A 23,183-nucleotide genomic window follows, 5' to 3' on the forward strand; every position below is an offset into this window, starting at 1 on the left:
CAGCGTTCGTCCTGAGCCAGGATCAAACTCTCTTTAAAATAAATCGAATTTGAATACTTATTCAACACCGTGAATAAGTTTCCTTAGCGTCACAAATTGACTTTGCTAGCTTGTTTCTTACTTTTTTGGAAACATCTTTTTGTTTCCTGTCCTATGAATTGATTGGTGAAACATCTGTTTCATCGCTTTTTCATCTTCGTTTTGTTCAGTTTTCAAAGGTCACATTGCTCTTTCGAGACAACTTAATTATCATATCATGATTAGGTTGCTACGTCAATAAAAAATTTATATTTTATTAACCTCTTTTTTTGAGCTTTTTAAGTATATAATAATCAATGAAATAATTCAAGGAAAAGCTACTTGTTTTTGATAACTTTTTCGTCTTGTAGTTCTGAAAGAAATTTTAGCATGTAGGAATGCCGTTTTTCTGCAGCTTTGATTGCGGTTTTTGTGTGCATCTTATCTTTTAATAGTAGAAGCTTATCAAAGAAGTGTGCCAGCGTTGTGTTTGGATTTTCGAGATGGTAATCGAGTGCCTGGCGGGCTTTGGCGCCGCCGTAAGTAAATGCTCGGATGATTCCGATTGCTCCAAGGGCATCTAGGCGGTCGGCGTCTTGCACAATTTTTTCTTCGAGCGTTTCTGCCAAAACGGGATTCTTACCTTGTTTGTAGGAAACAGATTCGACTGCGCGCATAATCTTTTTAATAGCGTCTGGATCTAAGCCTGATTTTTTCATCCAGTCGCTTAACTCTGCTTTAGCCAAAGCAGGGTCTGTAGTTAGTTTTTCATCAGGGTAATCGTGGAAAAGCGCGGCTAGTTCGATGATGAGCGTGTCACCCCCCTCCTTTTTCTGCAAATGTTTGGCAGTTCGAAAGACGCGCATAATGTGTTCGAAATCATGTCCAGTGCGGTCAGACTCGAATTTTTCTTGCATCCAATGTTTAGCTGCTTCTATTATATTCATTTCGCATTCTCCTTTCTTTTTTCAGATAATTGTGTAAAATAAAGATTGAGGTGATACGATGTTTGAATTTCAACAAGTGACTTTTACTCGGGAAGAAAAACAGATTATCAGAAATATTAATTGGGCTGTGCAGACAGGCGAAAAATGGGCAATGCTCGGTTTAAATGGCGCCGGAAAGACGACGCTTTTAAAGCTTTTAAATGGTTATATTTGGCCGAGTAGCGGGCGGTTACAAGTGCTTGGCCAGTGGTTTGGACAGACTTCTTTGCCTGAACTTCGGAAATCAATTGGCTGGGTGAGCAGCGCCTTGCAGTATCAGCTGAAGGAGTATGAAACGGCGGAGCAAATTGTACTTAGCGGTAAGTATGCTAGCATCGGGCTTTACCAGCCGTTTACAGAAGCGGATATCCATCAGGCGAAGGAGTTGCTTCTCTCGGCGCACGGCGGGTCGCTTATCGGCAAAGTTTATGCGACACTCTCACAAGGTGAGCGCCAACTTGTTTTGATTGCCCGCGCACTGATGGCGGATCCCAAATTGCTTATTTTAGACGAACCATGTAGTGGGCTTGATTTGTTCGCGCGCGAAAAGTTGCTTTATCAAGTGGAGCAAATTGCGGCTAGCGACAAGACGATTCTGTTTGTCACGCATCATACTGAAGAAATTTTACCACAATTTACAAAAACCGTCCTGCTTAAGGATGGGGAGATTTTCGCAAAAGGAGCTACTCGCGAGATGCTTTCGGTTAAAAAGATGGAGAGCTTTTACGAACATCCGATTGAGATATTTCAAGTGGCGAACAACCGCATAGCGATTTATCCGCGGGAAAGTTATAATGGTTAGAGGAGGCTGATTGTATGATGGCATATAAAAGTATGATTGCGAAGGCGCTCACGCACAATTTAATTGAACAAACAAGCGTGCCAGTTTATGGTAGTTTTCCCTTCAGCGTGGCAGGCGAATTAGTCCAATTAGACGGCCTTTGGATTGCCAACTTAGCGGGTGTTACTTTCTTCTCTGAAACCGAAGCTTATTTCGTCAATAAAATGTTTTCTTATCACGATATTGCCCACTGCTCCAGACATATAAGTTTACTGGCCATGAGTCCAAAAATTAAGTTTACTCTTTTAGACGATACTACATACACTATGCTTGTGGAACAAGAGGATGCCAAGCGCTTTGTGCAAACAGTTCGAGAGCGTCAACATCATGCGTAGTTCATTTAAAAACGAGAAGAAGTTGTCACTCAAACTTCTTCTCGTTTTTGTTTTCCATAGATTTACTTTCACTTATTCCTAGCTGCAAAAACTTCTTTTGAAGCGGTCACCGCATTTAATACTTTTGGAAAGCCGACATAAGGAATACACTGAATGAAGACCTCGATAATCTTTTCTGGCGTTATGCCAACATTTAGAGCAGCATTGATATGAACATGTAACTGATCATGAGTATCTCCTTGAGTAAGTAAGCTGGTGATTGTAATGATCTCTCGCTCTTGTAGTGTCAAAGTTTCTCTAGCATAAATTTCTCCGAATGCGAATTCAACGATATATCGACCAATATCAGGCGCGATTTCCTCCAGTGATTGAATGACTCTCTCTCCTGCTTCACCATCAATTCGATTCAAATTTTCTAGTCCAATTTTAAAACGATTATTTTCCATATCCAATTCCTCCTTGTTTGTGATAGACTAAGTGTAAACTATCAAGCCTACTTTATAGCAAGGGGGAAAATATGTATAAAATTAGTGAAGTTTCAAAACTAGTGGACTTAACAATTCCAACTTTACGCTACTACGAAGAGCTTGGAATGATTCAACCTAAACGAAATAAAAATGGTTACCGTGAATTTAGTGAACAGGATTTAGAGTGGATTCAGTTCATTATTCGCTTAAAACAAACTGGAATGGAGTTAAGCGAAATTCAGAAATATGCTCGACTAAGAGATCATGGGGACCAAACAATTGAAGCGAGAATGGCCTTGTTAGACGCCCAAGAAGAACTGCTTCTAAGCAAAAAGCTGGAGATTGAAAAACATATCTATTTTTTGAAAGAAAAACAATTGGTTTATCAAGACATGCTTCGGAAAAGAAACTAATCGAACTTTTCATTTTTTGAAATCTCCATTTGAATTGTCTTATGAAACAAAAAACAACCGCAAATGCATGCATTTGCGGTTGTTTTTTTATGCGCGTTTTTCAAATAATTGAACCATCTCGATGATGACTTTTGTTGCTAGTTCCATATTTTCAACAGAAACATATTCAAATTTACCGTGCATGTTCTCCCCGCCGGCAAATATATTTGGCGTTGGTAAGCCTTTGAAAGATAGCTGGGAGCCGTCTGTACCGCCGCGAATAGGTTCGATAAGAGGCTCAATGTCTAGGTTTTTCATCGCATCAAACGCAATATCGACAATGCCCTTCACGGGTTCGATTTTCTCACGCATGTTGTAGTATTGGTCATTTAGTTCCAAGACCACTTTGTCCTTCCCATATTTTTCCTGTATAGAAGAAACGATTTCTGCAACTTTTGTTTTCCGCTCCACAAACTTCAAATGATCAAAATCACGGATAATGTAAGTGGCTTTCGCTTCTTCTACCTCGCTGTTTAAAGAAATCAAGTGATAGAAACCGTCGTAACCTTCCGTATATTCTGGTGCTTCATTTTGTGGGAGCTGTGCGTTAAATTCCATCGCCATTTTTGTTGCGTTGACCATTTTATTTTTGGCTGTTCCGGGGTGAACACTGTTTCCTTTAAAGGTGATTTTCGCGGCAGCGGCATTGAAACTTTCATATTCCAGTTGTCCGCGCGGGCCGCCGTCCATTGTGTACGCATAGTTCGCGCCAAATGCAGCAACATCAAAAAGCGCTGGGCCTCGTCCGATTTCCTCGTCTGGTGTAAAAGCAACGCGAATTTTACCGTGTTTTAGTTCTGGGTGCTTCAAAAGATAATTCATCGCAACCATAATTTCCGTGATACCCGACTTATCATCAGCGCCTAGTAGCGTTGTGCCGTCCGTTGTAATGAGTGTTTGCCCTTTATAGCCCGTCAATTCTGGAAACTGCTTCGGTGACAATGCCAAATTCGGGTTTAGCATGATGTCCCCGCCGTCGTAATTTTCGTGCACAATTGGATTTACATCTTTCCCCGTAAAATCCGTAGCCGTATCAAGATGCGCTAAAAAGCCAATCACCGGCACATCTTTATCCGTATTTGCAGGTAAAGTCGCCATCACGTAGCCATTTTCGTCAACCGTCACATCGCTCATACCGATTTCTTTAAGTTCTTGCACAAGAATGCGACCAAGTTCGAGCTGACCTTCCGTTGTTGGGCAAGTCGTGCTTTCCTCGTTCGACTGCGTATCCACTTTTACGTATGTAGTAAAGCGCTTAATAAGTTCTTCTCTCATTTTCTACACTTCCTTCAATTCATTGTCTACTCCATTATAGGCTTTTCCAAAAGATCAAGCAACTTCTCACTCGTCTTTAAATTGCGCCCAGTAACCGCTTCTTCCGTCCAAGTTTTGATTACTTTATCCGTCTTAACTTCATGAACTTTTGTGGTGAACATTTTAACAAAAATAGCTGCACCGCTCGCCACATAAATCGCGTCCGCCGTTTCAATTTTGGCATTTGGCAAATGGCCGTTATGAAAGAAAATCATCAAACGCTCCGACTCCGAAATGATTGGAAATGGATTTTCGGCTAGCGTCAACCGATAAGCTTCCTCATTTAGCACCACAACAATTGGGTTTTTGATGGCGTAATACGCCTCTAGATGTTGTTCCATTTTGGCGCGCACTTCGGCCTCATTGAAAGGGGCGTTTAAAATGAGGTTGCCGCTTTGAATATACGTGATCACATTTTGAAATCCCTCTTTCGCTAAGCTCTCTCTTAGTTCTGCCATTTTTATTTTATTGTGTCCACCCACGTTTACAGCTCGTAGTAGTACTACAAATCTCATTTTAATCCCCCTTTATTACTAGTTATTATATTATATCTTAAAAGCAATCTGCGGTATAATGAAAAAAAGACTTGGAGGGTGATTTTTTTGAAATTGATTTCTTGGAATGTGAACGGTTTGCGCGCGGCTGTCAAAAAAGGGTTTATGGATTATTTTCATGAGGTCGATGCTGATATTTTTTGTTTGCAGGAAACGAAACTGCAAGAAGGTCAAATTGAGCTCGATTTAACGGGCTACCATGATTATTGGAATTATGCCGTCAAAAAAGGCTATTCAGGTACGGCGATTTTCACGAAACAAGAACCGCTAAACGTCTTTTACGGCATTGGGGCTGATGAGCATGACCAAGAAGGCCGCGTCATTACGCTCGAGTTCGAAAATTTCTTTTTCATTACCGTCTACACGCCAAATTCGCAACCTGAATTAGCGCGCCTCGCCTACCGCATGACTTGGGAAGAAGCTTTCCTAAACTACATTAAAAGTTTGGACGCAGAAAAGCCGGTTGTTTTTTGTGGGGATTTAAACGTTGCGCATAACGAAATTGATTTAAAGAATCCGAAAACAAATCGGAAGAATGCTGGGTTTACGGATGAGGAGCGCGCTAAATTTACGACGGTGCTTTCGGCTGGCTTCACCGATACATTTCGCTATTTTTATCCCGAAAAAGAAAGTGCTTATTCTTGGTGGTCTTACCGCATGAACGCCCGGGCGCGCAATACGGGGTGGCGGATTGACTATTTTGTCGTGTCAAGCCGTTTGGAAAGTCAGCTTGTTGATGCGAAAATCCATGCTGATGTGCTCGGGTCGGATCATTGTCCGGTTGAGCTTGAAATTAAACTATAAAAAACGCGGGAAGAATCATTTTCGATTCTTCCCGCGTTTTTAGTTTTATTGCCTATTCATATCTGCTAGGTTTATCCCTTTTCTTTTAACTTAATATCCTGCTTTTTATTAAATAGACATGTTTAATTATTACACTCTCTTTAATTTAATGGTTCAAAGAAAAACTTAGTCTTGCCCATTTCAAAATTTGATTAACCAAAACTCAGGCTATTAAAATTATTTTTCACTTATTCAGCGTTTCTAGTTCTTTTTGCTGCTAGTATGATAATACCAGATAGTAAAAAGGTAAGAGCCATGAATAAGAAGGCTGTTTGATAGGAATTTGTTGCAGCTACTAAGTCGCCAATAACCATCGGGGCAAAGAAGCCACCTAGAACGCCACCAGAGTTGATAGCTGCATATTTAGTTGCGATATGACTTTGTTTAAATAGTTTGTGTGGCAATCCCATTAAAGTTGTGAAAGCCATGATAAGAAAAATGTTGGCTAAACATAAACAAATAATGGAAAGGGTTAATTGATTTGACAAGTAAACGCCATAAACATTTAACGCACCTAAAATACTGAAAACGAAAATTATCATCCGTTCTTTTCCGATAAAAAAGCGACTGATTAAATATCCACCTAAAATTCCGGCGATAAGAATGCAAAGTCCAGCTAAGGAACTAATATAGCTCACTTGGCTAAGTGAAAGCCCTCTTGCCTCGTTTAAATAAGAAGCGAGCCAGCTGGTTAAACCGTAATTAGCGGCGTTAATGAAAAAGGCTGACAATAACAAAATCCAAAGTTGCTTATCACGCAATAGTTCTGAAAAAGGAACTTTATTTTTTTCTTTGTAAGAAAGGCGTTCTTCCTTGGTCGATTTTGGAATGACTAGGAAGATGCAAAGGCCGATGAAAACGACAATTGCGCCCATAATATAATACGTATGCCGCCAGCCAATCGAAACGAGTAGCGGTGCAATTAGCAACGGCCCAATGAATGCCGCAAAACCAGAAGAGGCGAGCATCGCTGACTGCGCAAATCCCCTTTTATTCAAAGGAAAATGAAGCGATATATAATTGCTGACCGAAGGCGGATAGCCGGAGTGTCCGAGGGAGCCTGCTAAAAAGCGGACGACGACTAAAAATAAGAGTGAGTAGCCAAAACCAAAAATGGCTAAAAACAAACCGATGATAATGATGGATAGCGCTAGCACAGGGCGCGCGCCAATACGGTTATTTAAATAGCCCATTGGAATTTGGAAAAGTGTATAACCTAAAAAGAAAGCGCTTAAAATTAATCCTTTTTGACTGGGATCGAAGCCTAAATCTTGCGCAACAGGCACAAGGGAGATTCCAATTGTGTACTTATCGACGTACACGCTCGTATAGCCTATGAATAGAACGAGTAAAACAAGTAACGAATTTCTATCCTTCACTTTGTTCATTTGAATTAGCCCCTTTACTTCGAGTATTCCTCAAAACAAGCTGAACATTTCGTTTTAAAGCACCTTTATTATATAATAAAAAACACACTTCGCCTGTGACAAAGATATGTATTTTTTATCCAAAATACTGCTAAAAATGTACAGAATACACATTTCAATAGCAGCACTCAAAATAAAAATAGCTATGTGAGGGATGTTTCAATGAAATATACGCCGTCAGAAATTATAAATGACTTATATAATTTAATTTTGAATCCTGGAACACGTGAATTTGAACGCTCCCTTTTAACTAAAACGAAAAATTCGTTGGAAGACGGAGCCAATTTTCACAATCAGCTTTTAAAACTTGAAGCGAGCTTACGTCCCCTTGCTTTACGAAATAATTTAACGCCTGATGTGACGGATTTTTATTTAAAAATAACGGGCAATGCTAATAAACCTTTTGATTTTTCTATTCATGACTACGAAAAAAAGCCCCATCAAGCACGCGCCATCTTTGCGGGGGGCTGTTTCTGGTGCATGGTGGAACCGTTTGAAACGAAACCGGGTATTATTTCTGTTTTGTCAGGATATACGGGCGGACATGTTCCTCACCCGACTTATGAGCAAGTCAGTGGCGGGTATACGGGACATACGGAAGCTGTTGAAATTATTTTTGATACTGAAATTGTTAGTTATTTGGAACTTGTAACGCTTTATTTCCAATTGACAGATCCAACTGATGCGCTTGGTCAAATGGCAGACCGTGACAGCAACTATCGACCTGCTATTTTTGTAATAAATGCCGAGCAACGCGAAATTGCGGAACATTATAAACAGCATTTAATTGACTCTAACCTATATAAACGGCCAATTGTCACTGCTATTGAGCCTGCAAGTACATTTTGGCCAGCAGAAAATTTCCATCAACAATTTTACCGAAAAAATCCGAAAAGGTATCGGAAAATCAAACGGGCTCGCAAGCAGTTTTTGTTACTTCAGCATCTGCAAATGAAGCTGCGTCATTTTCGTCAAAAATAAAAAAAGCGGCCTGACAAAGTGTCAAGTCGCTTTTATTCATTTATTTCGCTAATTCTTTTTTCGCTGCATCAGCTAATGAAGTGAAAGCTTGTGCATCGTTTACAGCTAAATCAGCAAGCATTTTACGGTTAATGTCAATACCAGCTAATTTTAAGCCGTGCATTAATTTGCTGTAAGATAAGTCGTTTAGACGTGCTGCTGCATTAATACGAGCAATCCATAATTTACGGAAATCACGTTTCTTTTGACGACGATCTCTGTAAGCATATTGGTAAGATTTCATTACCGCTTGGTTAGCTACTTTAAATAGTGTATGTTTAGAGCCATAATATCCTTTGGCTAATTTAATGACCTTTTTACGACGTTTGCGAGTTACTGTTCCGCCTTTTACGCGTGGCATATTGTCTACCTCCTAGAATTTAGAAAATTATTTTTTATTATTTCATTTTAGCGACCATTTGACGAATACGTTTAAAATCGCCAGCTGATACCATTGCCGCTTTACGCAGTTTACGTTTTTGTTTTTGAGATTTGTTAGCAAACATATGGCTAGTAAAACCATGTCTGCGTTTTAATTTTCCAGATCCTGTTCTTTTGAAACGTTTAGCGGAACCGCGGTGAGTCTTCATTTTTGGCATGAAATTTTCCTCCTCAAAACTTTTACTTTTCTTGAAGTGGTGCTAGGACTAAGAACATTGAACGTCCGTCCATTTTCGCTTTTTGCTCGACTGTGCTTACATCTTTACACTCGTCTGCAAAACGGTCAAGCACCTTTTGACCGATTTCTTTGTGGGTGATTGCACGACCCTTAAAGCGGATAGAGCATTTTACTTTATCGCCTTTTTCAAGGAATTTACGCGCATTACGTAGCTTCGTATTGAAATCATGCTCATCAATTGTTGGGCTGAGTCGCACTTCTTTTAACACGATGACTTTTTGGTTTTTGCGGGCTTCTTTTTCTTTCTTTTGTTGTTCAAAACGGAATTTACCGTAGTCCATGATACGAGCTACTGGCGGTTTCGCGTTTGGCGCAACAAGCACAAGATCAAGATTAGCCGCCTCAGCAATACCAAGTGCGTCAAATTTACTTTTTACACCCAATTGTTCACCGTGTTGATCGATCAATCTCACTTCACGTGCACGAATCCCATCATTTACCAACATGTCTTTGCTAATGGCGAGCCACCTCCGTAGTTTATTGGTACAACAAGTCAGAAAAGAGCAAATCATGCGTCTACCAGCGGCAGACATACAAAAAGCGAGTCTGCAAACTTTGCAAACCCGCCGATTCAAAGTCACACCAAGACTGGCGCAACGAAAAATTGAACTTTTTGCCTGAAAACACTCGTTAACGAGGCGAGAAGCGGGTTGCTTCTTCTTTCTTGTTTAATAACCTTAGTAACTATAGCATAGATGGAAAGGGATTGTCAACCATTCATTTTGCCTAGTCTTGCTCGTTTTATACAAAGAAACGTTTTTTAGACTAAGTTTCCAACCACTTTTATTCGCAATCGGTTTGCGTTATCTGGGTGATAGGCGAGCGGAATTTCATCGATTTCCACCACTTCAATGGTATTTTCAATGGCTCCTGCTAAAGTTGCCTGCGCACGCGCTTTATTTTCGGCATCTTGGAGTGCTTCTTCGCGTGGTTGCTTGGCATAAATATAAATTTGCTCATATTGGCCGCTAATTTGTGAGATGGAGGCACCAATTGCGTTTGCAACAGCGCCGTTTGGATTGCGGATAATTTTTGAAACGCCATTTAGTTCTTCAGGGATAATAACGCTGCCCCCGCCGACAAGAATAAGTGTCACATCGCCTGAATTCGTCTTCATTTTATCAATTGCGTCTTCGGTCATTTCTGCCATCTGCGCATAGGCTTTTTCCGCAAATTCTTGACTGATATGCGCAACTAGTTCTGCATCTCCAATCGCGACTTTTCCTAGTCGCACGGCAATATCCGTTGCTGTTAAATCGCTACCGCCAAAAACAAGAGCCTTTTCTGTAATTTGATAACCTACGCTATCTGGTCCGACCGTCACTTCGCCGTTTACTTCACGAACGAGACTGCCACCACCGAGACCGATGGAAATAATATCTGGCATTCTGAAATTAGTACGCACGCCTCCAACGTCAACAGCTAGCGAAGACTCACGCGGGAATCCGCCTGAAAGCACGCCAATATCCGAAGTCGTCCCGCCGACATCAAGCACCATCGCATTTTCAAGGCCAGCAAGATACGCCGCTCCGCGAATACTGTTCGTTGGACCACAAGCAATCGTCAAAATCGGAAACTGGCGCGCATAATCAAGCGACATGAGCGTCCCGTCATTTTGACAAAGATAAATGGCCGCATCTTCCACCCCTTCTTGTTGAAGTGCTTTTTCAAACCCATTTGAAGTTAAAGCCATCACTTTCATGAGAGCTGCATTTAAAATTGTTGCATTTTCCCGTTCGATTAAGCCGACCGAGCCGATGGAGGAAGACAGCGAAACAGGAATGGCACTACCTAATACTTCTTTTGCAAGTTCAGCGACCTTTTCTTCCTGCTCATTTTTAAGTGACGAGAAAACGCCAACAACGGCGATAGATTCCACTTCATTTTGCCACTTTTTAAAGACATCACGAATCTCAGCTTCTGAAAATGCGGAAAGTTCGCTCCCATCATATTCGTAACCACCTTTGGCGAGTGCATATGTGCCTGAAAGGGTTTCAATCATATCTTCTGGCCATGCCGTGTAGGGGAGGACAGAAGCTGTCGCTGGGTAGCCTAGGCGCAAGACCCCGACTTTGGCTAGCTTTTTGCGCTCTACGATGGCATTTGTACATTGGGTTGTGCCAAGCATGGCGTGCGTCACTAATTTGCGGTCGATACCTGTTTCTGCTAAGACTTGTTTTAAGGCGCGCGCAATGCCCGTTTCAATATCTTCACTTGTTGGGATTTTGACACTGTGAATTAAATTTAAGTTTTCATCTAAAATGACGGCATCGGTATTTGTTCCGCCAACATCAATTCCTATTTTATACATGATTAAGTTTCCCTACCTTTCCAACAAGTTCCTCAACAGGCGTATACGGATAGTCGTAGCCGAAATAACGCGGGCCAACAGTTTCGATGCCTTTAGCTGTACGCCATTCCAAGTCGCAAGGAAGGGCTAGTACGCGCACTCTTTTTCCGTATTTTAGTCCTTCGGTTGTAACTGGATTTAGTGTTTCTAAATCGACAAGGCAAATTAAATCAGGCGTTAATGCAATGGGCTTGCCGTCCATTTCGGCGACTAAATTTTCATTTTGGAAAAAGATTTTCACTTGATGGTCTGCATATGCATGTAAGCCCTCAATGGTCACACAGCCGCGATTAAATCCACCCGTTGTGCCACGTTCAACGTCAACAATTTTGCCATCAAATAAGTGAAAGCCCCCTGTCGCTTCTAAAAGCTCGTTTAGTTTCACTTGCTCATCTTGTTGGTTGGAACGAATGATTCGACCAATTTTTTCAGAGAGCGTCACAATATTTTTCACACTAGCCGTTTTAAGCTGGTTTCCTGTACACGGATAAATGCTAACCAATGAGCTGGCACCCATTTCAACTGTCGAAACACGAGCTAGGCGCTCCGTCCATTTATTGTCAATTGTTTCCATAATGCCAATATTTCCTTTTTCATCTGTGATAGCCATTGGTGTCGAAGGAATGTCGTGCAAATGGAACGTCACCATTTGGAGTTCAGGAAACGCGCGTCCCATTCCGTCACAATCGATTAGCGGCAAACCTAATTGAGCAGCTACCACAATTGGAATCATTGAATTGACCCCGCCCGCTTCCATCGGGAATGTTCCTTTTACTTCTCGCCCTAAATAGCGGCCTAACTTTTGGAAAACGCGCGTAAACTCGTCGCCTTTTGGAAATTTTTCAATCAAGACAGAAGGCGCACCCATCATTGCTGCTGGGATAAAAAAATCTTCGTCTGCTACTTCTTCTGTTGATAAAAGCTCGACTGGGCCATATTTTTTGATTGCCGAAAGGGCCATCATTTTTCCGATGTAGGGGTCTCCGCCCCCGCCTGTTCCTAAAAATGCAGCACCCACTGCAATATCTTCAATTGCTTGTTCGTCTAAATAACGCATCATCATTCCTCCAACGCTTAATAATTTTTCTTAACGCTTCCTTGGGCTGTATTTCCAACTAGCTTTTGTCCAATAAGATAAAGGGCTAGCGAAATAACAATCCCAATTAGCGGTTGGTTCGGTAACTGTGGCAACGTTTCAGGGAAAAAGGAGAAAATGACTGGGAGTGCTGCAAATACAGCACCAACAGACCAAGCTAGAACGCCTAGCCAGTTTACACCTTCTACAAGTTGCCATTTGTTTGGATCTCCTTTTTGAACAATCCAGTAAGAGGCAATCATGACTCCTGCGACTGGCGGCACCATAGCGGAGAGGACTGACATAATGGGGATAAAATAGTTTAAAATGCCAAAAACAGCTAAGAGTGTGCCTATTCCGCCAGCCATTGCAACTGCTACTTTTTCGCGCTTTTTAGAAATATTAAAGACATTGACAATCGCTATTCCGCCAGAAAAAGCATTGACGGCATTAGTTGTCCAAGCAGCTAGAATTAAGGCTACAACGCCTAAAACGGGCATACCTAGTTCATTAAAAACAGATGTAATATCGGCTGTTCCTGAAGTTAAAGTAAGAATTGCGCCTACGCCTATCATCAAAATGCCAGATGGCAGGATTCCGCTAATAGCGGCTTTCATAATGTTTGCTCGTCCTTTTGTATATTGCGCATAGTCCCCAGCGATAACTGCACCAAGCGCAAATGACCCGACTGTTACAGATAAGCCAGATAAAAACGGTAATGTCGTCTTCGGCGTATAGTTTGTAATTTGAGCTAAGCCCCCGCTTTGTAGCGAAGTGATAAGGGCGTATAGACAAACGATTAATAGAATCGGTACCGCAACATAATTTAAAATATTCAAAATTCGTATTCCGTATAAGGCAGATAACAGCATGATAATCCCCCAGATGAGCGATGCCAGCCAAACAGGAAAATCAATACCGTACACGGCTAAGAAACCTGAAAACGCAACGCCACAAACATTGGCTTGAATACCAAACCAACCGAGGCAAGCGATAGCTAAAATGATAGAAATGATTTTTTTAGAACCTTGCTCACCAAAAACTTGCGCTGCCGCTTTCACAGTCGGAAGTTTTAAATCACTCCCTTGGATTCCTTGAAAAATCATAAATAAGACGATGATTCCATAACCGACACAAGCGGTTAGAATCGCCTCCCAGAAAGGCATACCTCCAATTAACGTTCCACCTACCAAGAGGGCAGGTACACAGATCATTGCGCCAGTCCATACAAAAGCTAGACTTCCCCACGACTGGGCTTGTTCTAAATTCTTGTTTGTCATGATTTTGTACCTCCAATTTTTTTAATATTTTTATTATATAGAAACGTTATACTGTTGTAATTGTTAAAAACACAAAATAAAATAAGCTTTCATTGTTCAATTGGACAACGAAAGCTTATTTTATTTAAAATTTACGTTTGGTTCATTTCCTGAAGTAAGCGCCAAATAGCAACAGATGTGTATAGATTATAGCTTTCTGGAAGTTTAGTGACCGGATATTGCAAAATTTCATGTAACCGTGCTAAGCGGTACTTAATTGTGTTTTTGTGAAGGAATAAAACGTCTGCTGCTTTTCCCATATTGTTTTCTGTATCAAGTAGAAAAACCGCCAATGTCTGTAATAATTCTTCACCTTGACTTTGCATTTGGAAGAGAGGCTGTACCAATTTAAGCTGCTCAGAAATGGCTCTTTCACCTCTGTTGACAATTTCATAGCATTCTGCAGCAAACATCACTTCTTGAATAGAAAAAATGGTTTTAAGTGGATAAATGATTTTCGCGGCCTCAAAATAGCTTGAAACTGTCGCATAACTTTGCTGCACATCAGTCGTGTTTTCCTGCCCACCGCATATAATAATTTGGACGTCTAGCTCTTTTAGCAAATGCTTCGCCAGTTCATCATACTCCCCTTGCGTTAAACTATTATCCATTAACGCCACAATGAAATCATCATGAAAATCAACGAGCGAAACTTGGAAATGGGCCGAAAAGTAAGACTGAATTTTTTGTAGTGCTTGTTCATTTGCTTGCGCATTTTGTGCTTCGATAAGCCACATGGTTTGAATGCTCGCCACATCAATTCCTAGAATTTTCGCTAGGCGACGCATTTTGACACTCTCATTATTTAAGATCGCTTTCACAAGTTCAGACGTGCTAATCTCGCTATATTTTTCACCCCAAAGGTTCATAAAGACTTGAACCACTTCCGTCATTTGTGCGGCGAGCTCCTCCGTCAAAGCTTCGTTTTCTTTGATCAAAAAAAGCTGTAGCATCTTAATACCATCTTGCATAAGTGGTCGTTTCGTGATGAACAGCTGGTCATGTTGCTCGATTTTTTCTGTAATAGGAAGGTGGATTACTTTGTCTAAAGCAATCGTATTGATGCGCGGCCAGGTTACGGCATGTACAATTTCGCCTGAATTATCGGTTAACACAATCGAAGAACGGGTGCGGTCTGTTAAAATTTTAAGCATTGTATCAATATTTCGCTGATTATTTGGTAAGTTTGAAATTTGTTCGAGAAGTTCACTTGCAAAATGGGTGACGCGCATTTCTTGTTTTACGATTGCTTCTACAACTTCATAAATCACTTCGCTATATCTGAGCGTCATTTCATTTTCAGGCATAACAATAAGTGTGAAATCCAGTTTGTTGGCTAATCGGATTAATTTCTCATCTACTTTTGGCATAAAAATACCGACATAGTAAAGAATTAATGCCACTTCGCCTGCATGATGTAGCCTTTCTATCATATTGCACTGAGCATCCACATTATCTTTTATATTGATAAAGGCGGAAATCACAATTTCACTGCCATAAAATTCATCATTATCGAATAACGCGTCTTCCAAAATTTCAACATCGGTATGTTCTAAAACGGATATGGAAGAAACTAATTTTTTTAGCCCGGTCTTTCCGGCAACCACTTTTGCTTCTCGTAACGATGGTAATTTAAGTAATTCTTCTAACTTAACGCTCATTTTTATGCCTCCTTCCTTTGTTAAATGAACACGAAATAAACTCTCTTTTGCTTTGCAAAAGAGAGTTTGCTATTAAACATGTGTATAATTTAATTCCCACATGTAACCGAACTTGTCTTCCACTTTGGCATGTGTCGCTCCCCAAAACATGTTCGCGACTTCCATTTCGACGCGTCCGCCAATTTGAAGTATTTCCATATAGCGGAGAAGTTCTTCGTTTGAATCACATTCTAGCCCAATGATTAGCGTGTTCCCGTGAGTCATTTCGCCGAGTTGTAAATCGTTGAAAAAAAGGACTAAATTTTCAGCAATGTGCAGTTCGGCGTGGATGAGTTTATTTGGGAATTTTTCAAACCCGGGGACATCTTTTCCGTAGGAGGCGTGCAGAATTTCGCCCCCAAATACGGTTTGGTAGAAAGAAACCGCTTCTGCGCAGTTGTCCATCGTAAAATAAGGAATAATTTGTTTCATGCTAGCACCTCGCTTGCTCCATTTTTCTTTATCATACTGCAAAACGGTGTTCTAAGCTACCTTTTTGTAAATTCGGCCATTTCACGAATCACATCTTCTGCTTGTGGGAATAAACCTAGTTTGTCCATGAAACCCGCTTCGTCTTCTGGCAAGTCAACATCCGCATGCTCATTGATTCGCGCCAAACATGTTTTTGCAATAGCAAATTCTTCCGGATAAAACTTTTTTATTTCCCAAAGCAACCGATTTTCAAAAAAGATGCCTTGTTTAAAACGTGATACAGCGTAATGGATATGATCGGTTAACGTGACATAAATAATCTTATTTAATGATTTTACGAGTTCTTTTTCCGTATAGCAAATAATATCATCTGCCAACGAGAAGTAATCAAATGGTATTTCTTCCAGAAGCTGAATAAGTTGTTTGTTCGAAGGGTCATTGTCTGTTGTAAATATTTTCTCAATCTTTTCTGTCGGGATTGTATCGCCAATTTTACGATTAAACCCCACGCCAAGTCCTGTGACGATAACTTCCTCTTTCACTTGATTGACTGAAAAAACAACATTGTTATTTAAAATTTTTGTAATGAGCATCTGAAAAATCTCCTTTTGCACGAAATAAAACCCGTATTAGTTGACACACTGCGTTCCTAAACAAACAGTATGTACTAACACGGGTTTTGCCTGCTTTACCAGTCACAATCCATTAATTTCCTATAGTGTATCATAATTAGTAAGCGATTACAACCTGAGTTTTTTTGACCATTTCTTTACTAGAAATCAACCTATCGTTCATAATGGCTTTACAAAATTGCGCTAAAATAAGGTTACAAGCTTTGAACTTGTAACCTTTAAACTCCCTAACTTTAGCTGGCATCTGCCGGCTTTTTTTAATCCATACGACTTCTTTTCGTTAAAATAAGCTCTTTATCTGCCGTAACGCGAACAAAGTTATTCCAATCGGTTCGAATGAGTGAAATTTCTTTTTCTGTACAACTAAATTTTAGGAGTACATCATCGTCTTCATCTACAACCAAATAAACATCTTCTACGCTTTGATAAATCTTCAAATTGTTTTCTAATTGTATTTTCCATCCAAAAATTAATAAATCCGTCTTCATAATCGTCATTTCCGTTCACTCCTTTTGTTTTAACTTTTACTTAGAGTGAACTTGCTAGCTTTTATTTCATGTAAATCTTTTTTGCATGATTTCGCTCTCCTTTTATGGCTTTGATTTCATTTTAACTTGGAAAGGTGCGGGAATCAAGATTTTAATCAAAAAAAAGAGACCTCCGAGGAGATCTCTTAGTAGGCAGCATGTAAATAGCTGGGCTAGTTACATCATACCGCCCATTCCACCCATGCCGCCCATATCAGGTACTGCAGGAGCGTTTTCTTCTGGTTGATCAGCGACTACTGCTTCAGTTGTAAGAAGTAGAGCTGCAACAGAAGAGGCATTTTGAAGCGCAGAACGCGTTACTTTTGTTGGATCCACGATACCAGCTTCAATCATGTTGACCCATTCGCCGTTAGCTGCGTTGAAACCAACACCAACTTTTTCGCCTTTCAAGCGTTCAACAATAACAGAACCTTCTAAGCCGGCATTGTGCGCGATTTGACGAACTGGTTCTTCAAGCGAACGAAGAACGATTTTCACACCAGTTGCTTCATCGCCAGTTGCTTCGATAGCAGCTACTTTATTGTAGACATTTACAAGGGCCGTACCACCACCGGATACGATACCTTCTTCAACAGCTGCACGCGTGGAGTTTAACGCATCTTCAATACGAAGTTTGCGCTCTTTTAATTCCGTTTCAGTAGCGGCACCAACTTTGATGACAGCTACACCGCCAGCTAATTTTGCTAGGCGTTCTTGAAGTTTTTCTTTATCGAATTCAGAAGTTGTTTCCTCCATTTGCGCACGAATTTGGTTCACACGTGCCGCAATTTGGTCGGAATCGCCAGCTCCTTCAACGATTGTCGTATCATCTTTTGTTACGACTACTTTTTGAGCAGTTCCAAGTTGTTCCATCGTTGTTGATTTAAGTTCAAGACCTAAATCTTCCGTAATCACCTGTGCACCAGTTAAAATACTGATGTCTTCAAGCATTGCTTTACGACGATCACCAAAGCCAGGCGCTTTAACTGCTACCACGTTAAAGGTTCCGCGTAGTTTGTTTAAAACAAGAGTCGCTTGTGCTTCGCCGTCAACATCTTCTGCAATAATGAGAAGCGGACGCCCTTGTTGTACTACTTGCTCCAAGACAGGTAAAATTTCTTGAATATTAGAGATTTTTTTATCTGTGATTAAAATATAAGGTTTTTCGAGTGCTGCTTCCATTTTATCAGAATCAGTCACCATGTACGGACTTGTATAGCCGCGGTCAAATTGCATCCCCTCTACAACATCAAGTTCAGTTGCAAAGCCTTTTGATTCTTCAATCGTAATAACTCCGTCATTACCAACTCGTTCCATCGCTTCGGCAATTAATTTCCCAACTTCCTCATCACCAGAAGAAATAGCAGCAACTTGCGCAATGGAATCTTTTCCTTCAATTGGTTTTGAAATCGATTGAAGCTCTTCAATTGCTGTTGCAACAGCTTTTTCAATTCCGCGGCGGATGCCTACAGGGTTTGCGCCAGCTGTTACGTTTTTAAGACCTTCTTGAATCATTGCTTGAGCTAGAACTGTTGCCGTTGTTGTTCCGTCACCAGCTACGTCATTTGTTTTAGATGCCACTTCAGAAACAAGTTTAGCTCCCATGTTTTCAAAAGCATCTTCTAATTCGATTTCTTTAGCAATCGTAACACCATCATTTGTGATTAAAGGTGAACCAAATTTTTTCTCAAGAACGACGTTACGTCCTTTTGGGCCAAGCGTTACTTTTACTGCGTTCGCTAATTGGTCAACGCCGCGTAACATTGCGCGACGAGCGTCTTCACTAAATTTAATATCTTTTGCCATAAGTCAATACCTCCGTTTTAATCCAAAATTCTATTTAATTACTGCTAAAATGTCGCTTTCGCGGATAATCAATAAGTCTTTTCCTTCAAAGGTTACTTCCGTCCCAGAGTACTTGGAGAAAATAATGTGGTCGCCTGTTTCAACTTCTAGCGCTTCTTTTGCACCGTTATCAAGAATTCGACCAGAGCCTACTGCGACAACTTTACCTTCTTGTGGCTTTTCTTTCGCTGAATCAGGTAAAACTATCCCGCTCGCTGTTTTTTCTTCAGCCTCTACAACTTCAATAATAACGCGATCTCCTAATGGTTTTAACAATTCCATAACCTCCTTGAATCTTTTTAGCACTCGATACACTTGAGTGCTAACACAATTCTTATATTAGTCAAAATAGGTTAAAATTGCAAGTATAAAGGGCTCGTTTTTATTAAAATTTCTTTCTTATTTGCAACTGCCACCTATTTCTTAGTACAATAGAACAGAATTGAAATGAAACATTAGGTTTCTTGGAAGGAAGCGGTTTTTTGGCAAAACGATATATCACTATTATTATAAGTTATTTTATTCTACTATTTTCTGGAATTTTAGGTGTGCCTCTTGTTGCGGCCATTTTAAACTCATTTAGCTCAGCTTCAAAAACTGAAATTGCAAATCTATCCGTCGTAATTTGGAGTATTCTTGCAAATATCGCTTCATTATGTATTATTTGGTTGCTTCTTCGGAACCAGCCTGAATTTAATAAAATTGCTACCGGACAAAAAGCGGGACTTCCAAGTAGCATTCTTTGGGCCGTAGGTGGCTTCTTCATTTTACTTGTTGCTCAATACGTGGCGGTTTTTGTCATTACCATTTTTGCCGGCCTACCTAGTGGGTCAGAAAATACGGCAGACCTTTTAGGCTATTCCAAAACAGCGCCTATCTTCCTCATTTTTATCAGCATCCTCGGTCCGATTTTAGAGGAGTTAGTATTTCGAAAAGTGTTGTACGGAGGACTGGCAAACATTATAAATATTCATGTTGCGGCGGTTATTAGTTCGTTTGTTTTTGCCCTTCTACATGGTGACATACAATATTTACTTTCTTACTTCTTGATTGGTCTTATTCTTTGTTATCTGTATACGAAAACAAAGCGCATTATTGTTCCGATGTTTGCACATATCTTAATGAATTCTTTCGTTATAATCTTAAGTCTTTTCTTTTGGGGGTAAAAAAGGGATATGAATCGACGTTTTTTATTACAAGGATTACTTTACATTATTTTAGGTATCGTATTCGTTTATTTCGCTATACAACAAGTAAATACAAGTGGTTGGGGCTTTTTTGCCTACGTGATTGCCGGCATGGCTGCTGTTGATTTTGTGACCGGCGCCCGTTTTATTATTCAAGGATTTAAAAAAGACGTTCCACCATCAGATGAAAATTAAAAAGGCTTCCAATTTTTGGAAGCCTTTTGCTTTATTCTACTGTAACACTTTTCGCTAAATTACGTGGTTTGTCCACATCGCATCCGCGGTGGAGTGCCGCATAATAAGCGAGCAATTGGCACGGAATAACACTAGCAAGTGAAGTTAATAACGGATGGACTTGTGGAATTACAAGACGGTCTCCAGGCTGTTCTAGGCCTTCCATCGCAAATACGCAAGCATTTGCTCCGCGTGCTAAAACCTCATTGACATTTCCGCGGATATTCCAATTAATATTTTCCTGCGTGATAATCGCTAAAACAGGCGTTTCGTCCTCAATAAGTGCGATTGTTCCGTGTTTTAGCTCGCCGCTCGCAAACCCTTCTGCTTGAATATACGAAATTTCTTTCAGCTTTAAGGCCGCTTCCATCGCGACAAAATAGTCAACACTTCTTCCTAGGAAAAAAGCATTCCGTGTAGTTGCGAGAAACTCACCTGCAATATGTTCAACTAATTCCTTTGAAGTGACCATCGTTTCCATGGCTGTCGCTACGATACCAAGCTCGGCAGCAAGATTCAACTCTTTTGCGTCTTGAATCCCTTTCGCCCGACCAAGTGTAACCGCCAGCACACTTAAAACCGCGATTTGTGCGGTATACGCCTTTGTAGAAGCTACGGCAATTTCGGGACCGGCGAACAAATACATGGCATGGTCCGCTTCACGGTCGAGTGTCGATCCTGCCACATTCGTAAGCGTTAGCGTTGGATAGCCCATACTCTTCACCTTCACGAGAACTTGACGGCTGTCCGCCGTTTCCCCGCTTTGCGTAATAAATAGAAATAGCGGGCGCTCGGAAAGGAGTGGCATGTTATAACCAAATTCACTGGAAACATGGACTTCTACTGGAATGTGCGCCAACTTTTCAATTAGATTTTTTCCAACTAGGCCAGCATGATAGCTTGTGCCGCACGCAATGATGTGCACGCGGTCGGATGCTAAAATCGCGTCTAGGATAGCTTCATCCACGGTAAGATCGCCAGCTTCATTTTGATACGACTGAATGATGCGGCGTGTGACAGCCGGTTGCTCATCGATTTCTTTTAACATATAGTGTGGGTAAGTGCCCTTTTCAATGTCTGTCGCGTCGATTGTTGCGGTGTAAGGCGCACGCTCAATTTCTTCCCCTTCAAGATTTAAGATTTGAATGCTAGAGCGTTTTAAAATCACCATTTCTCCGTCCATAATCTCAATGAACTCGTCGGTTTCTTTTAAAGCTGCCATCGCATCGCTTGCAATAATATTAAAGCCATTTCCTTTGCCGATTAGAAGCGGACTTTTACTTTTAGCTGCATAAAGCGTTTGGCTTTCTTTGTTGTCAATTAAGCTAATCGCATAGGAGCCTTGTAGGAGCGCAAGCGTTTGCTGAAGCGCTTCTTGCGTCGCTAAGCCTTCATTTGCGAATTTCTCAATTAATTGAACGATAACTTCTGTGTCGGTGTCACTTTTGAAAGTCGCCTCTTTTAAATAGTTTTCTTTTAAAAGGGAATAGTTTTCAATGACGCCATTATGCACCATCGTAAAACGACCAGACGGGCTTTGATGCGGATGCGCATTCTCATGACTCGGTTTCCCGTGCGTTGCCCAGCGCGTATGCCCGATTCCGATTTCTCCGTATGCCTCGTTTGCTACTGCTTTAGCTAGGTCAGCAATTCTACCTTTTTCCTTCACAACATACACATTATTTTTGTCTAAAAGCGCAATTCCAGCTGAATCGTAGCCACGATATTCTAGTTTTTCTAGTCCGTTTAGTAACACATCTTTCGCATTTTTTTCTCCAATAAATCCAACAATTCCACACATATTTTTATCCTCCAATAGTTAAAAGGGCAGACGAATCCAATTTTTGCCCTCCCCGAAAATTTTTCGTTTCCTTGGAGAAAAACACATGCTCTTTAGCGCTCTGTTCATCTGGTCGCCCAAATGGTTTGTAGCTAAAGCGTAACGACTGCATGTACAGCCGGGAGACTCCCGCCGAAATTTCGATTAATCTCCTCCTCGTCAACTAATTTCATAGCAAGCTAGAGTTTCACTAGCGGCTAGTTCCGTCCAATTAGTTCTGGCGCTTTTATTTAGTTTTAAACGATCCTCCTTTCCTTTTTTCAAGGAAACAAAATCATTCTACACTAAATTGTATAGTTGGTCAAGCATTTTGTTAAGCCAATTAAGAGGAATTGGTATATACATATTCCCAGAAATCAAAAAAAATGGAAATCAATTATGATTTCCATTTTTCTTAGTTTTACATACCACCCATGTAGAAAGCTTTCATTAAACTTTGGACAAAGGCAATTTGATTACTTATTTTCCATTCGCTTTCATCTTTCGAATTAACTTCAAGTTTAAGTTTGACATCTACTGGTGTTGATACGACATCTGCTTTTTTGATTTGCTCTGTATAAACTTCAAGCATTTTCTTAACAAGTTTATCTTTATCAGTAGCTAGTGATGGATCCGCTATAACTTCTTTTTGTAATTCCGTTGTTAACCCTTGTTGAACGGCCTTCATATCAAGACCTTTGACGGAAAAAGTAATTTCAGGATTTTCTTTATCGTCGTTAGTTACTTTTGTCGTATATGTTGCTTTTTCTTTCACACGGTTGCGTAGCGCACTATATAAGTCATCCACTTCTTTGTCGATATCTAGAGCGCTACCTGTCATTCGTGCTAAAGTTGATGTAAAGCTTTCTTTAAAACCTTTTTCAAACTCTTTTTCAGTGTCTGTTCCGTCTTCCCCATAAACGTCTTTTACTTTGTCTGTGTCTTTTCCGTACACAAGCGCGTTAACAGTAATTTCTGCTGCTTCCTTAGGCTCTACACGGTCATTTCCACATGCTGTTAAAAAGATGGACATTACGAAAATTAAAATTAAGCTAACAATACCCTTTTTCTTCAAAACAATTCCTCCCTAAATTCAATAATATACTTTCTAGTTCAGTATATCATTT

26 protein-coding genes and 1 pseudogene are annotated in these 23,183 nt (G+C 40.5%); 8 read left to right on the forward strand and 19 right to left on the reverse strand.

Annotated features, from left to right (window positions below):
• Positions 1-356: 356 nt before the first annotated feature.
• The gene (locus CFT42_RS13285; protein ID WP_088816382.1) at positions 357-965 is read right to left on the reverse strand and encodes an HD domain-containing protein; all 609 of its coding nucleotides are present in this window, start codon (positions 963-965) and stop codon (positions 357-359) included.
• Between the two features lie 58 nt (positions 966-1,023).
• On the opposite strand from CFT42_RS13285, the gene CFT42_RS13290 reads away from it, so the two are divergent.
• A complete protein-coding gene (locus tag CFT42_RS13290; RefSeq protein WP_088816383.1) occupies positions 1,024-1,806 on the forward strand; it encodes an ABC transporter ATP-binding protein in 783 nt (260 codons plus the stop codon).
• 14 nt (positions 1,807-1,820) lie between these two features.
• Positions 1,821-2,180, forward strand: a complete 360-nt coding sequence (locus tag CFT42_RS13295) for a hypothetical protein (RefSeq protein WP_244169977.1) — start codon at positions 1,821-1,823, stop codon at positions 2,178-2,180.
• Between the two features lie 68 nt (positions 2,181-2,248).
• On the opposite strand, the gene CFT42_RS13300 is transcribed toward CFT42_RS13295, so the two are convergent.
• On the reverse strand, positions 2,249-2,626 hold the full coding sequence (locus CFT42_RS13300) for a carboxymuconolactone decarboxylase family protein (protein WP_179946586.1): 378 nt from the start codon (positions 2,624-2,626) through the stop codon (positions 2,249-2,251).
• Between the two features lie 71 nt (positions 2,627-2,697).
• Between CFT42_RS13300 and CFT42_RS13305 the strand changes: the two genes are divergently transcribed.
• A complete protein-coding gene (locus CFT42_RS13305) occupies positions 2,698-3,060 on the forward strand; it encodes a MerR family transcriptional regulator (RefSeq protein WP_088816385.1) in 363 nt (120 codons plus the stop codon).
• 87 nt (positions 3,061-3,147) lie between these two features.
• Here CFT42_RS13305 and pepT read toward each other — a convergent pair whose 3' ends face one another.
• Both pepT and CFT42_RS13315 read right to left on the reverse strand, forming a co-directional pair.
• A complete protein-coding gene (pepT, locus tag CFT42_RS13310; RefSeq protein ID WP_088816386.1) occupies positions 3,148-4,374 on the reverse strand; it encodes a peptidase T in 1,227 nt (408 codons plus the stop codon).
• A gap of 26 nt (positions 4,375-4,400) precedes the next feature.
• Positions 4,401-4,928 carry a DUF1697 domain-containing protein gene (locus CFT42_RS13315; protein ID WP_088810979.1) on the reverse strand — a complete coding sequence of 176 codons (528 nt, stop codon included), beginning with the start codon at positions 4,926-4,928 and terminating at the stop codon, positions 4,401-4,403.
• 87 nt (positions 4,929-5,015) lie between these two features.
• On the opposite strand from CFT42_RS13315, the gene CFT42_RS13320 reads away from it, so the two are divergent.
• Positions 5,016-5,771, forward strand: coding sequence for an exodeoxyribonuclease III (locus CFT42_RS13320; protein ID WP_088810978.1), 756 nt, complete (start codon positions 5,016-5,018; stop codon positions 5,769-5,771).
• 227 nt (positions 5,772-5,998) lie between these two features.
• Here the strand turns inward: CFT42_RS13320 and CFT42_RS13325 are convergent, their stop codons facing one another.
• On the reverse strand, positions 5,999-7,198 hold the full coding sequence (locus tag CFT42_RS13325; RefSeq protein ID WP_088810977.1) for an MFS transporter: 1,200 nt from the start codon (positions 7,196-7,198) through the stop codon (positions 5,999-6,001).
• A 201-nt stretch (positions 7,199-7,399) separates the two neighbouring features.
• On the opposite strand from CFT42_RS13325, the pseudogene CFT42_RS15075 reads away from it, so the two are divergent.
• Positions 7,400-7,618 (forward strand): annotated as a pseudogene (locus CFT42_RS15075) (bacteriocin immunity family protein); the annotation flags it as partial.
• 33 nt (positions 7,619-7,651) lie between these two features.
• Positions 7,652-8,218, forward strand: coding sequence for a peptide-methionine (S)-S-oxide reductase MsrA (gene msrA, locus CFT42_RS13330; RefSeq protein ID WP_341864838.1), 567 nt, complete (start codon positions 7,652-7,654; stop codon positions 8,216-8,218).
• A 40-nt stretch (positions 8,219-8,258) separates the two neighbouring features.
• On the opposite strand, the gene rplT is transcribed toward msrA, so the two are convergent.
• The 12 genes from rplT to groES all read right to left on the reverse strand — a co-directional run bounded on the left by rplT (position 8,259) and on the right by groES (position 19,092).
• The gene (gene rplT, locus CFT42_RS13335) at positions 8,259-8,618 is read right to left on the reverse strand and encodes a 50S ribosomal protein L20 (RefSeq protein WP_007477027.1); all 360 of its coding nucleotides are present in this window, start codon (positions 8,616-8,618) and stop codon (positions 8,259-8,261) included.
• 37 nt (positions 8,619-8,655) lie between these two features.
• Positions 8,656-8,856 carry a 50S ribosomal protein L35 gene (rpmI, locus tag CFT42_RS13340; RefSeq protein ID WP_007477029.1) on the reverse strand — a complete coding sequence of 67 codons (201 nt, stop codon included), beginning with the start codon at positions 8,854-8,856 and terminating at the stop codon, positions 8,656-8,658.
• Positions 8,857-8,878: 22 nt separating this feature from the next.
• Positions 8,879-9,394 (reverse strand): translation initiation factor IF-3, encoded by a 516-nt coding sequence (gene infC / locus CFT42_RS13345; RefSeq protein WP_088810987.1) that lies wholly within the window; start codon positions 9,392-9,394, stop codon positions 8,879-8,881.
• Between the two features lie 302 nt (positions 9,395-9,696).
• The gene (locus CFT42_RS13355) at positions 9,697-11,247 is read right to left on the reverse strand and encodes a hydantoinase/oxoprolinase N-terminal domain-containing protein (RefSeq protein ID WP_088816388.1); all 1,551 of its coding nucleotides are present in this window, start codon (positions 11,245-11,247) and stop codon (positions 9,697-9,699) included.
• Complete coding sequence (locus tag CFT42_RS13360) at positions 11,240-12,343, reverse strand: DUF917 domain-containing protein (RefSeq protein WP_088810974.1); 1,104 nt, start codon at positions 12,341-12,343, stop codon at positions 11,240-11,242. Before CFT42_RS13360 ends, CFT42_RS13355 begins: the two co-directional genes overlap by 8 nt.
• Positions 12,344-12,360: 17 nt before the next feature.
• Positions 12,361-13,641: a cytosine permease gene (locus CFT42_RS13365; RefSeq protein ID WP_088816389.1), complete on the reverse strand. Its 1,281-nt coding sequence runs from the start codon at positions 13,639-13,641 to the stop codon at positions 12,361-12,363.
• A gap of 131 nt (positions 13,642-13,772) precedes the next feature.
• Positions 13,773-15,341, reverse strand: a complete 1,569-nt coding sequence (locus tag CFT42_RS13370) for a PucR family transcriptional regulator (protein WP_088816390.1) — start codon at positions 15,339-15,341, stop codon at positions 13,773-13,775.
• Between the two features lie 72 nt (positions 15,342-15,413).
• On the reverse strand, positions 15,414-15,812 hold the full coding sequence (locus CFT42_RS13375) for a VOC family protein (protein ID WP_088810971.1): 399 nt from the start codon (positions 15,810-15,812) through the stop codon (positions 15,414-15,416).
• A gap of 56 nt (positions 15,813-15,868) precedes the next feature.
• Complete coding sequence (locus CFT42_RS13380) at positions 15,869-16,405, reverse strand: PRD domain-containing protein (protein ID WP_088810970.1); 537 nt, start codon at positions 16,403-16,405, stop codon at positions 15,869-15,871.
• Between the two features lie 296 nt (positions 16,406-16,701).
• Entirely contained in the window at positions 16,702-16,941 is a 240-nt protein-coding gene (locus CFT42_RS13385) for a hypothetical protein (RefSeq protein WP_088810969.1), read from the reverse strand.
• 207 nt (positions 16,942-17,148) lie between these two features.
• On the reverse strand, positions 17,149-18,777 hold the full coding sequence (gene groL, locus CFT42_RS13390; RefSeq protein ID WP_088810968.1) for a chaperonin GroEL: 1,629 nt from the start codon (positions 18,775-18,777) through the stop codon (positions 17,149-17,151).
• 30 nt (positions 18,778-18,807) lie between these two features.
• The gene (gene groES, locus CFT42_RS13395) at positions 18,808-19,092 is read right to left on the reverse strand and encodes a co-chaperone GroES (protein WP_007475470.1); all 285 of its coding nucleotides are present in this window, start codon (positions 19,090-19,092) and stop codon (positions 18,808-18,810) included.
• A gap of 206 nt (positions 19,093-19,298) precedes the next feature.
• Between groES and CFT42_RS13400 the strand changes: the two genes are divergently transcribed.
• Both CFT42_RS13400 and CFT42_RS13405 read left to right on the forward strand, forming a co-directional pair.
• Entirely contained in the window at positions 19,299-19,982 is a 684-nt protein-coding gene (locus CFT42_RS13400; protein WP_088810967.1) for a CPBP family intramembrane glutamic endopeptidase, read from the forward strand.
• A 9-nt stretch (positions 19,983-19,991) separates the two neighbouring features.
• Complete coding sequence (locus CFT42_RS13405) at positions 19,992-20,198, forward strand: YdiK family protein (protein ID WP_088810966.1); 207 nt, start codon at positions 19,992-19,994, stop codon at positions 20,196-20,198.
• A gap of 31 nt (positions 20,199-20,229) precedes the next feature.
• Here the strand turns inward: CFT42_RS13405 and glmS are convergent, their stop codons facing one another.
• Together glmS and CFT42_RS13415 are read right to left on the reverse strand one after the other, a co-directional pair.
• Positions 20,230-22,038 carry a glutamine--fructose-6-phosphate transaminase (isomerizing) gene (gene glmS / locus CFT42_RS13410; RefSeq protein ID WP_088810965.1) on the reverse strand — a complete coding sequence of 603 codons (1,809 nt, stop codon included), beginning with the start codon at positions 22,036-22,038 and terminating at the stop codon, positions 20,230-20,232.
• A gap of 439 nt (positions 22,039-22,477) precedes the next feature.
• Positions 22,478-23,089 carry a DUF5105 domain-containing protein gene (locus tag CFT42_RS13415; protein WP_088816400.1) on the reverse strand — a complete coding sequence of 204 codons (612 nt, stop codon included), beginning with the start codon at positions 23,087-23,089 and terminating at the stop codon, positions 22,478-22,480.
• Positions 23,090-23,183: the final 94 nt, after the last annotated feature.

It is taken from the genome of Listeria goaensis, assembly GCF_900186125.1.
GTDB classification, from domain to species: domain Bacteria; phylum Bacillota; class Bacilli; order Lactobacillales; family Listeriaceae; genus Listeria; species Listeria goaensis.

Coding starts and splice junctions, on each gene's coding strand:
- CFT42_RS13285 (WP_088816382.1), bottom strand. CDS start 965: ATGAATATAATAGAAGCAGCTAAACATTGGATGCAAGAAAAATTCGAG.
- CFT42_RS13290 (WP_088816383.1), top strand. CDS start 1,024: ATGTTTGAATTTCAACAAGTGACTTTTACTCGGGAAGAAAAACAGATT.
- CFT42_RS13295 (WP_244169977.1), top strand. CDS start 1,821: ATGATGGCATATAAAAGTATGATTGCGAAGGCGCTCACGCACAATTTA.
- CFT42_RS13300 (WP_179946586.1), bottom strand. CDS start 2,626: ATGGAAAATAATCGTTTTAAAATTGGACTAGAAAATTTGAATCGAATT.
- CFT42_RS13305 (WP_088816385.1), top strand. CDS start 2,698: ATGTATAAAATTAGTGAAGTTTCAAAACTAGTGGACTTAACAATTCCA.
- pepT (WP_088816386.1), bottom strand. CDS start 4,374: ATGAGAGAAGAACTTATTAAGCGCTTTACTACATACGTAAAAGTGGAT.
- CFT42_RS13315 (WP_088810979.1), bottom strand. CDS start 4,928: ATGAGATTTGTAGTACTACTACGAGCTGTAAACGTGGGTGGACACAAT.
- CFT42_RS13325 (WP_088810977.1), bottom strand. CDS start 7,198: ATGAACAAAGTGAAGGATAGAAATTCGTTACTTGTTTTACTCGTTCTA.
- rplT (WP_007477027.1), bottom strand. CDS start 8,618: ATGCCACGCGTAAAAGGCGGAACAGTAACTCGCAAACGTCGTAAAAAG.
- rpmI (WP_007477029.1), bottom strand. CDS start 8,856: ATGCCAAAAATGAAGACTCACCGCGGTTCCGCTAAACGTTTCAAAAGA.
- CFT42_RS13355 (WP_088816388.1), bottom strand. CDS start 11,247: ATGTATAAAATAGGAATTGATGTTGGCGGAACAAATACCGATGCCGTC.
- CFT42_RS13360 (WP_088810974.1), bottom strand. CDS start 12,343: ATGCGTTATTTAGACGAACAAGCAATTGAAGATATTGCAGTGGGTGCT.
- CFT42_RS13365 (WP_088816389.1), bottom strand. CDS start 13,641: ATGACAAACAAGAATTTAGAACAAGCCCAGTCGTGGGGAAGTCTAGCT.
- CFT42_RS13370 (WP_088816390.1), bottom strand. CDS start 15,341: ATGAGCGTTAAGTTAGAAGAATTACTTAAATTACCATCGTTACGAGAA.
- CFT42_RS13375 (WP_088810971.1), bottom strand. CDS start 15,812: ATGAAACAAATTATTCCTTATTTTACGATGGACAACTGCGCAGAAGCG.
- CFT42_RS13380 (WP_088810970.1), bottom strand. CDS start 16,405: ATGCTCATTACAAAAATTTTAAATAACAATGTTGTTTTTTCAGTCAAT.
- CFT42_RS13385 (WP_088810969.1), bottom strand. CDS start 16,941: ATGACGATTATGAAGACGGATTTATTAATTTTTGGATGGAAAATACAA.
- groL (WP_088810968.1), bottom strand. CDS start 18,777: ATGGCAAAAGATATTAAATTTAGTGAAGACGCTCGTCGCGCAATGTTA.
- CFT42_RS13405 (WP_088810966.1), top strand. CDS start 19,992: ATGAATCGACGTTTTTTATTACAAGGATTACTTTACATTATTTTAGGT.
- glmS (WP_088810965.1), bottom strand. CDS start 22,038: ATGTGTGGAATTGTTGGATTTATTGGAGAAAAAAATGCGAAAGATGTG.
- CFT42_RS13415 (WP_088816400.1), bottom strand. CDS start 23,089: ATGTCCATCTTTTTAACAGCATGTGGAAATGACCGTGTAGAGCCTAAG.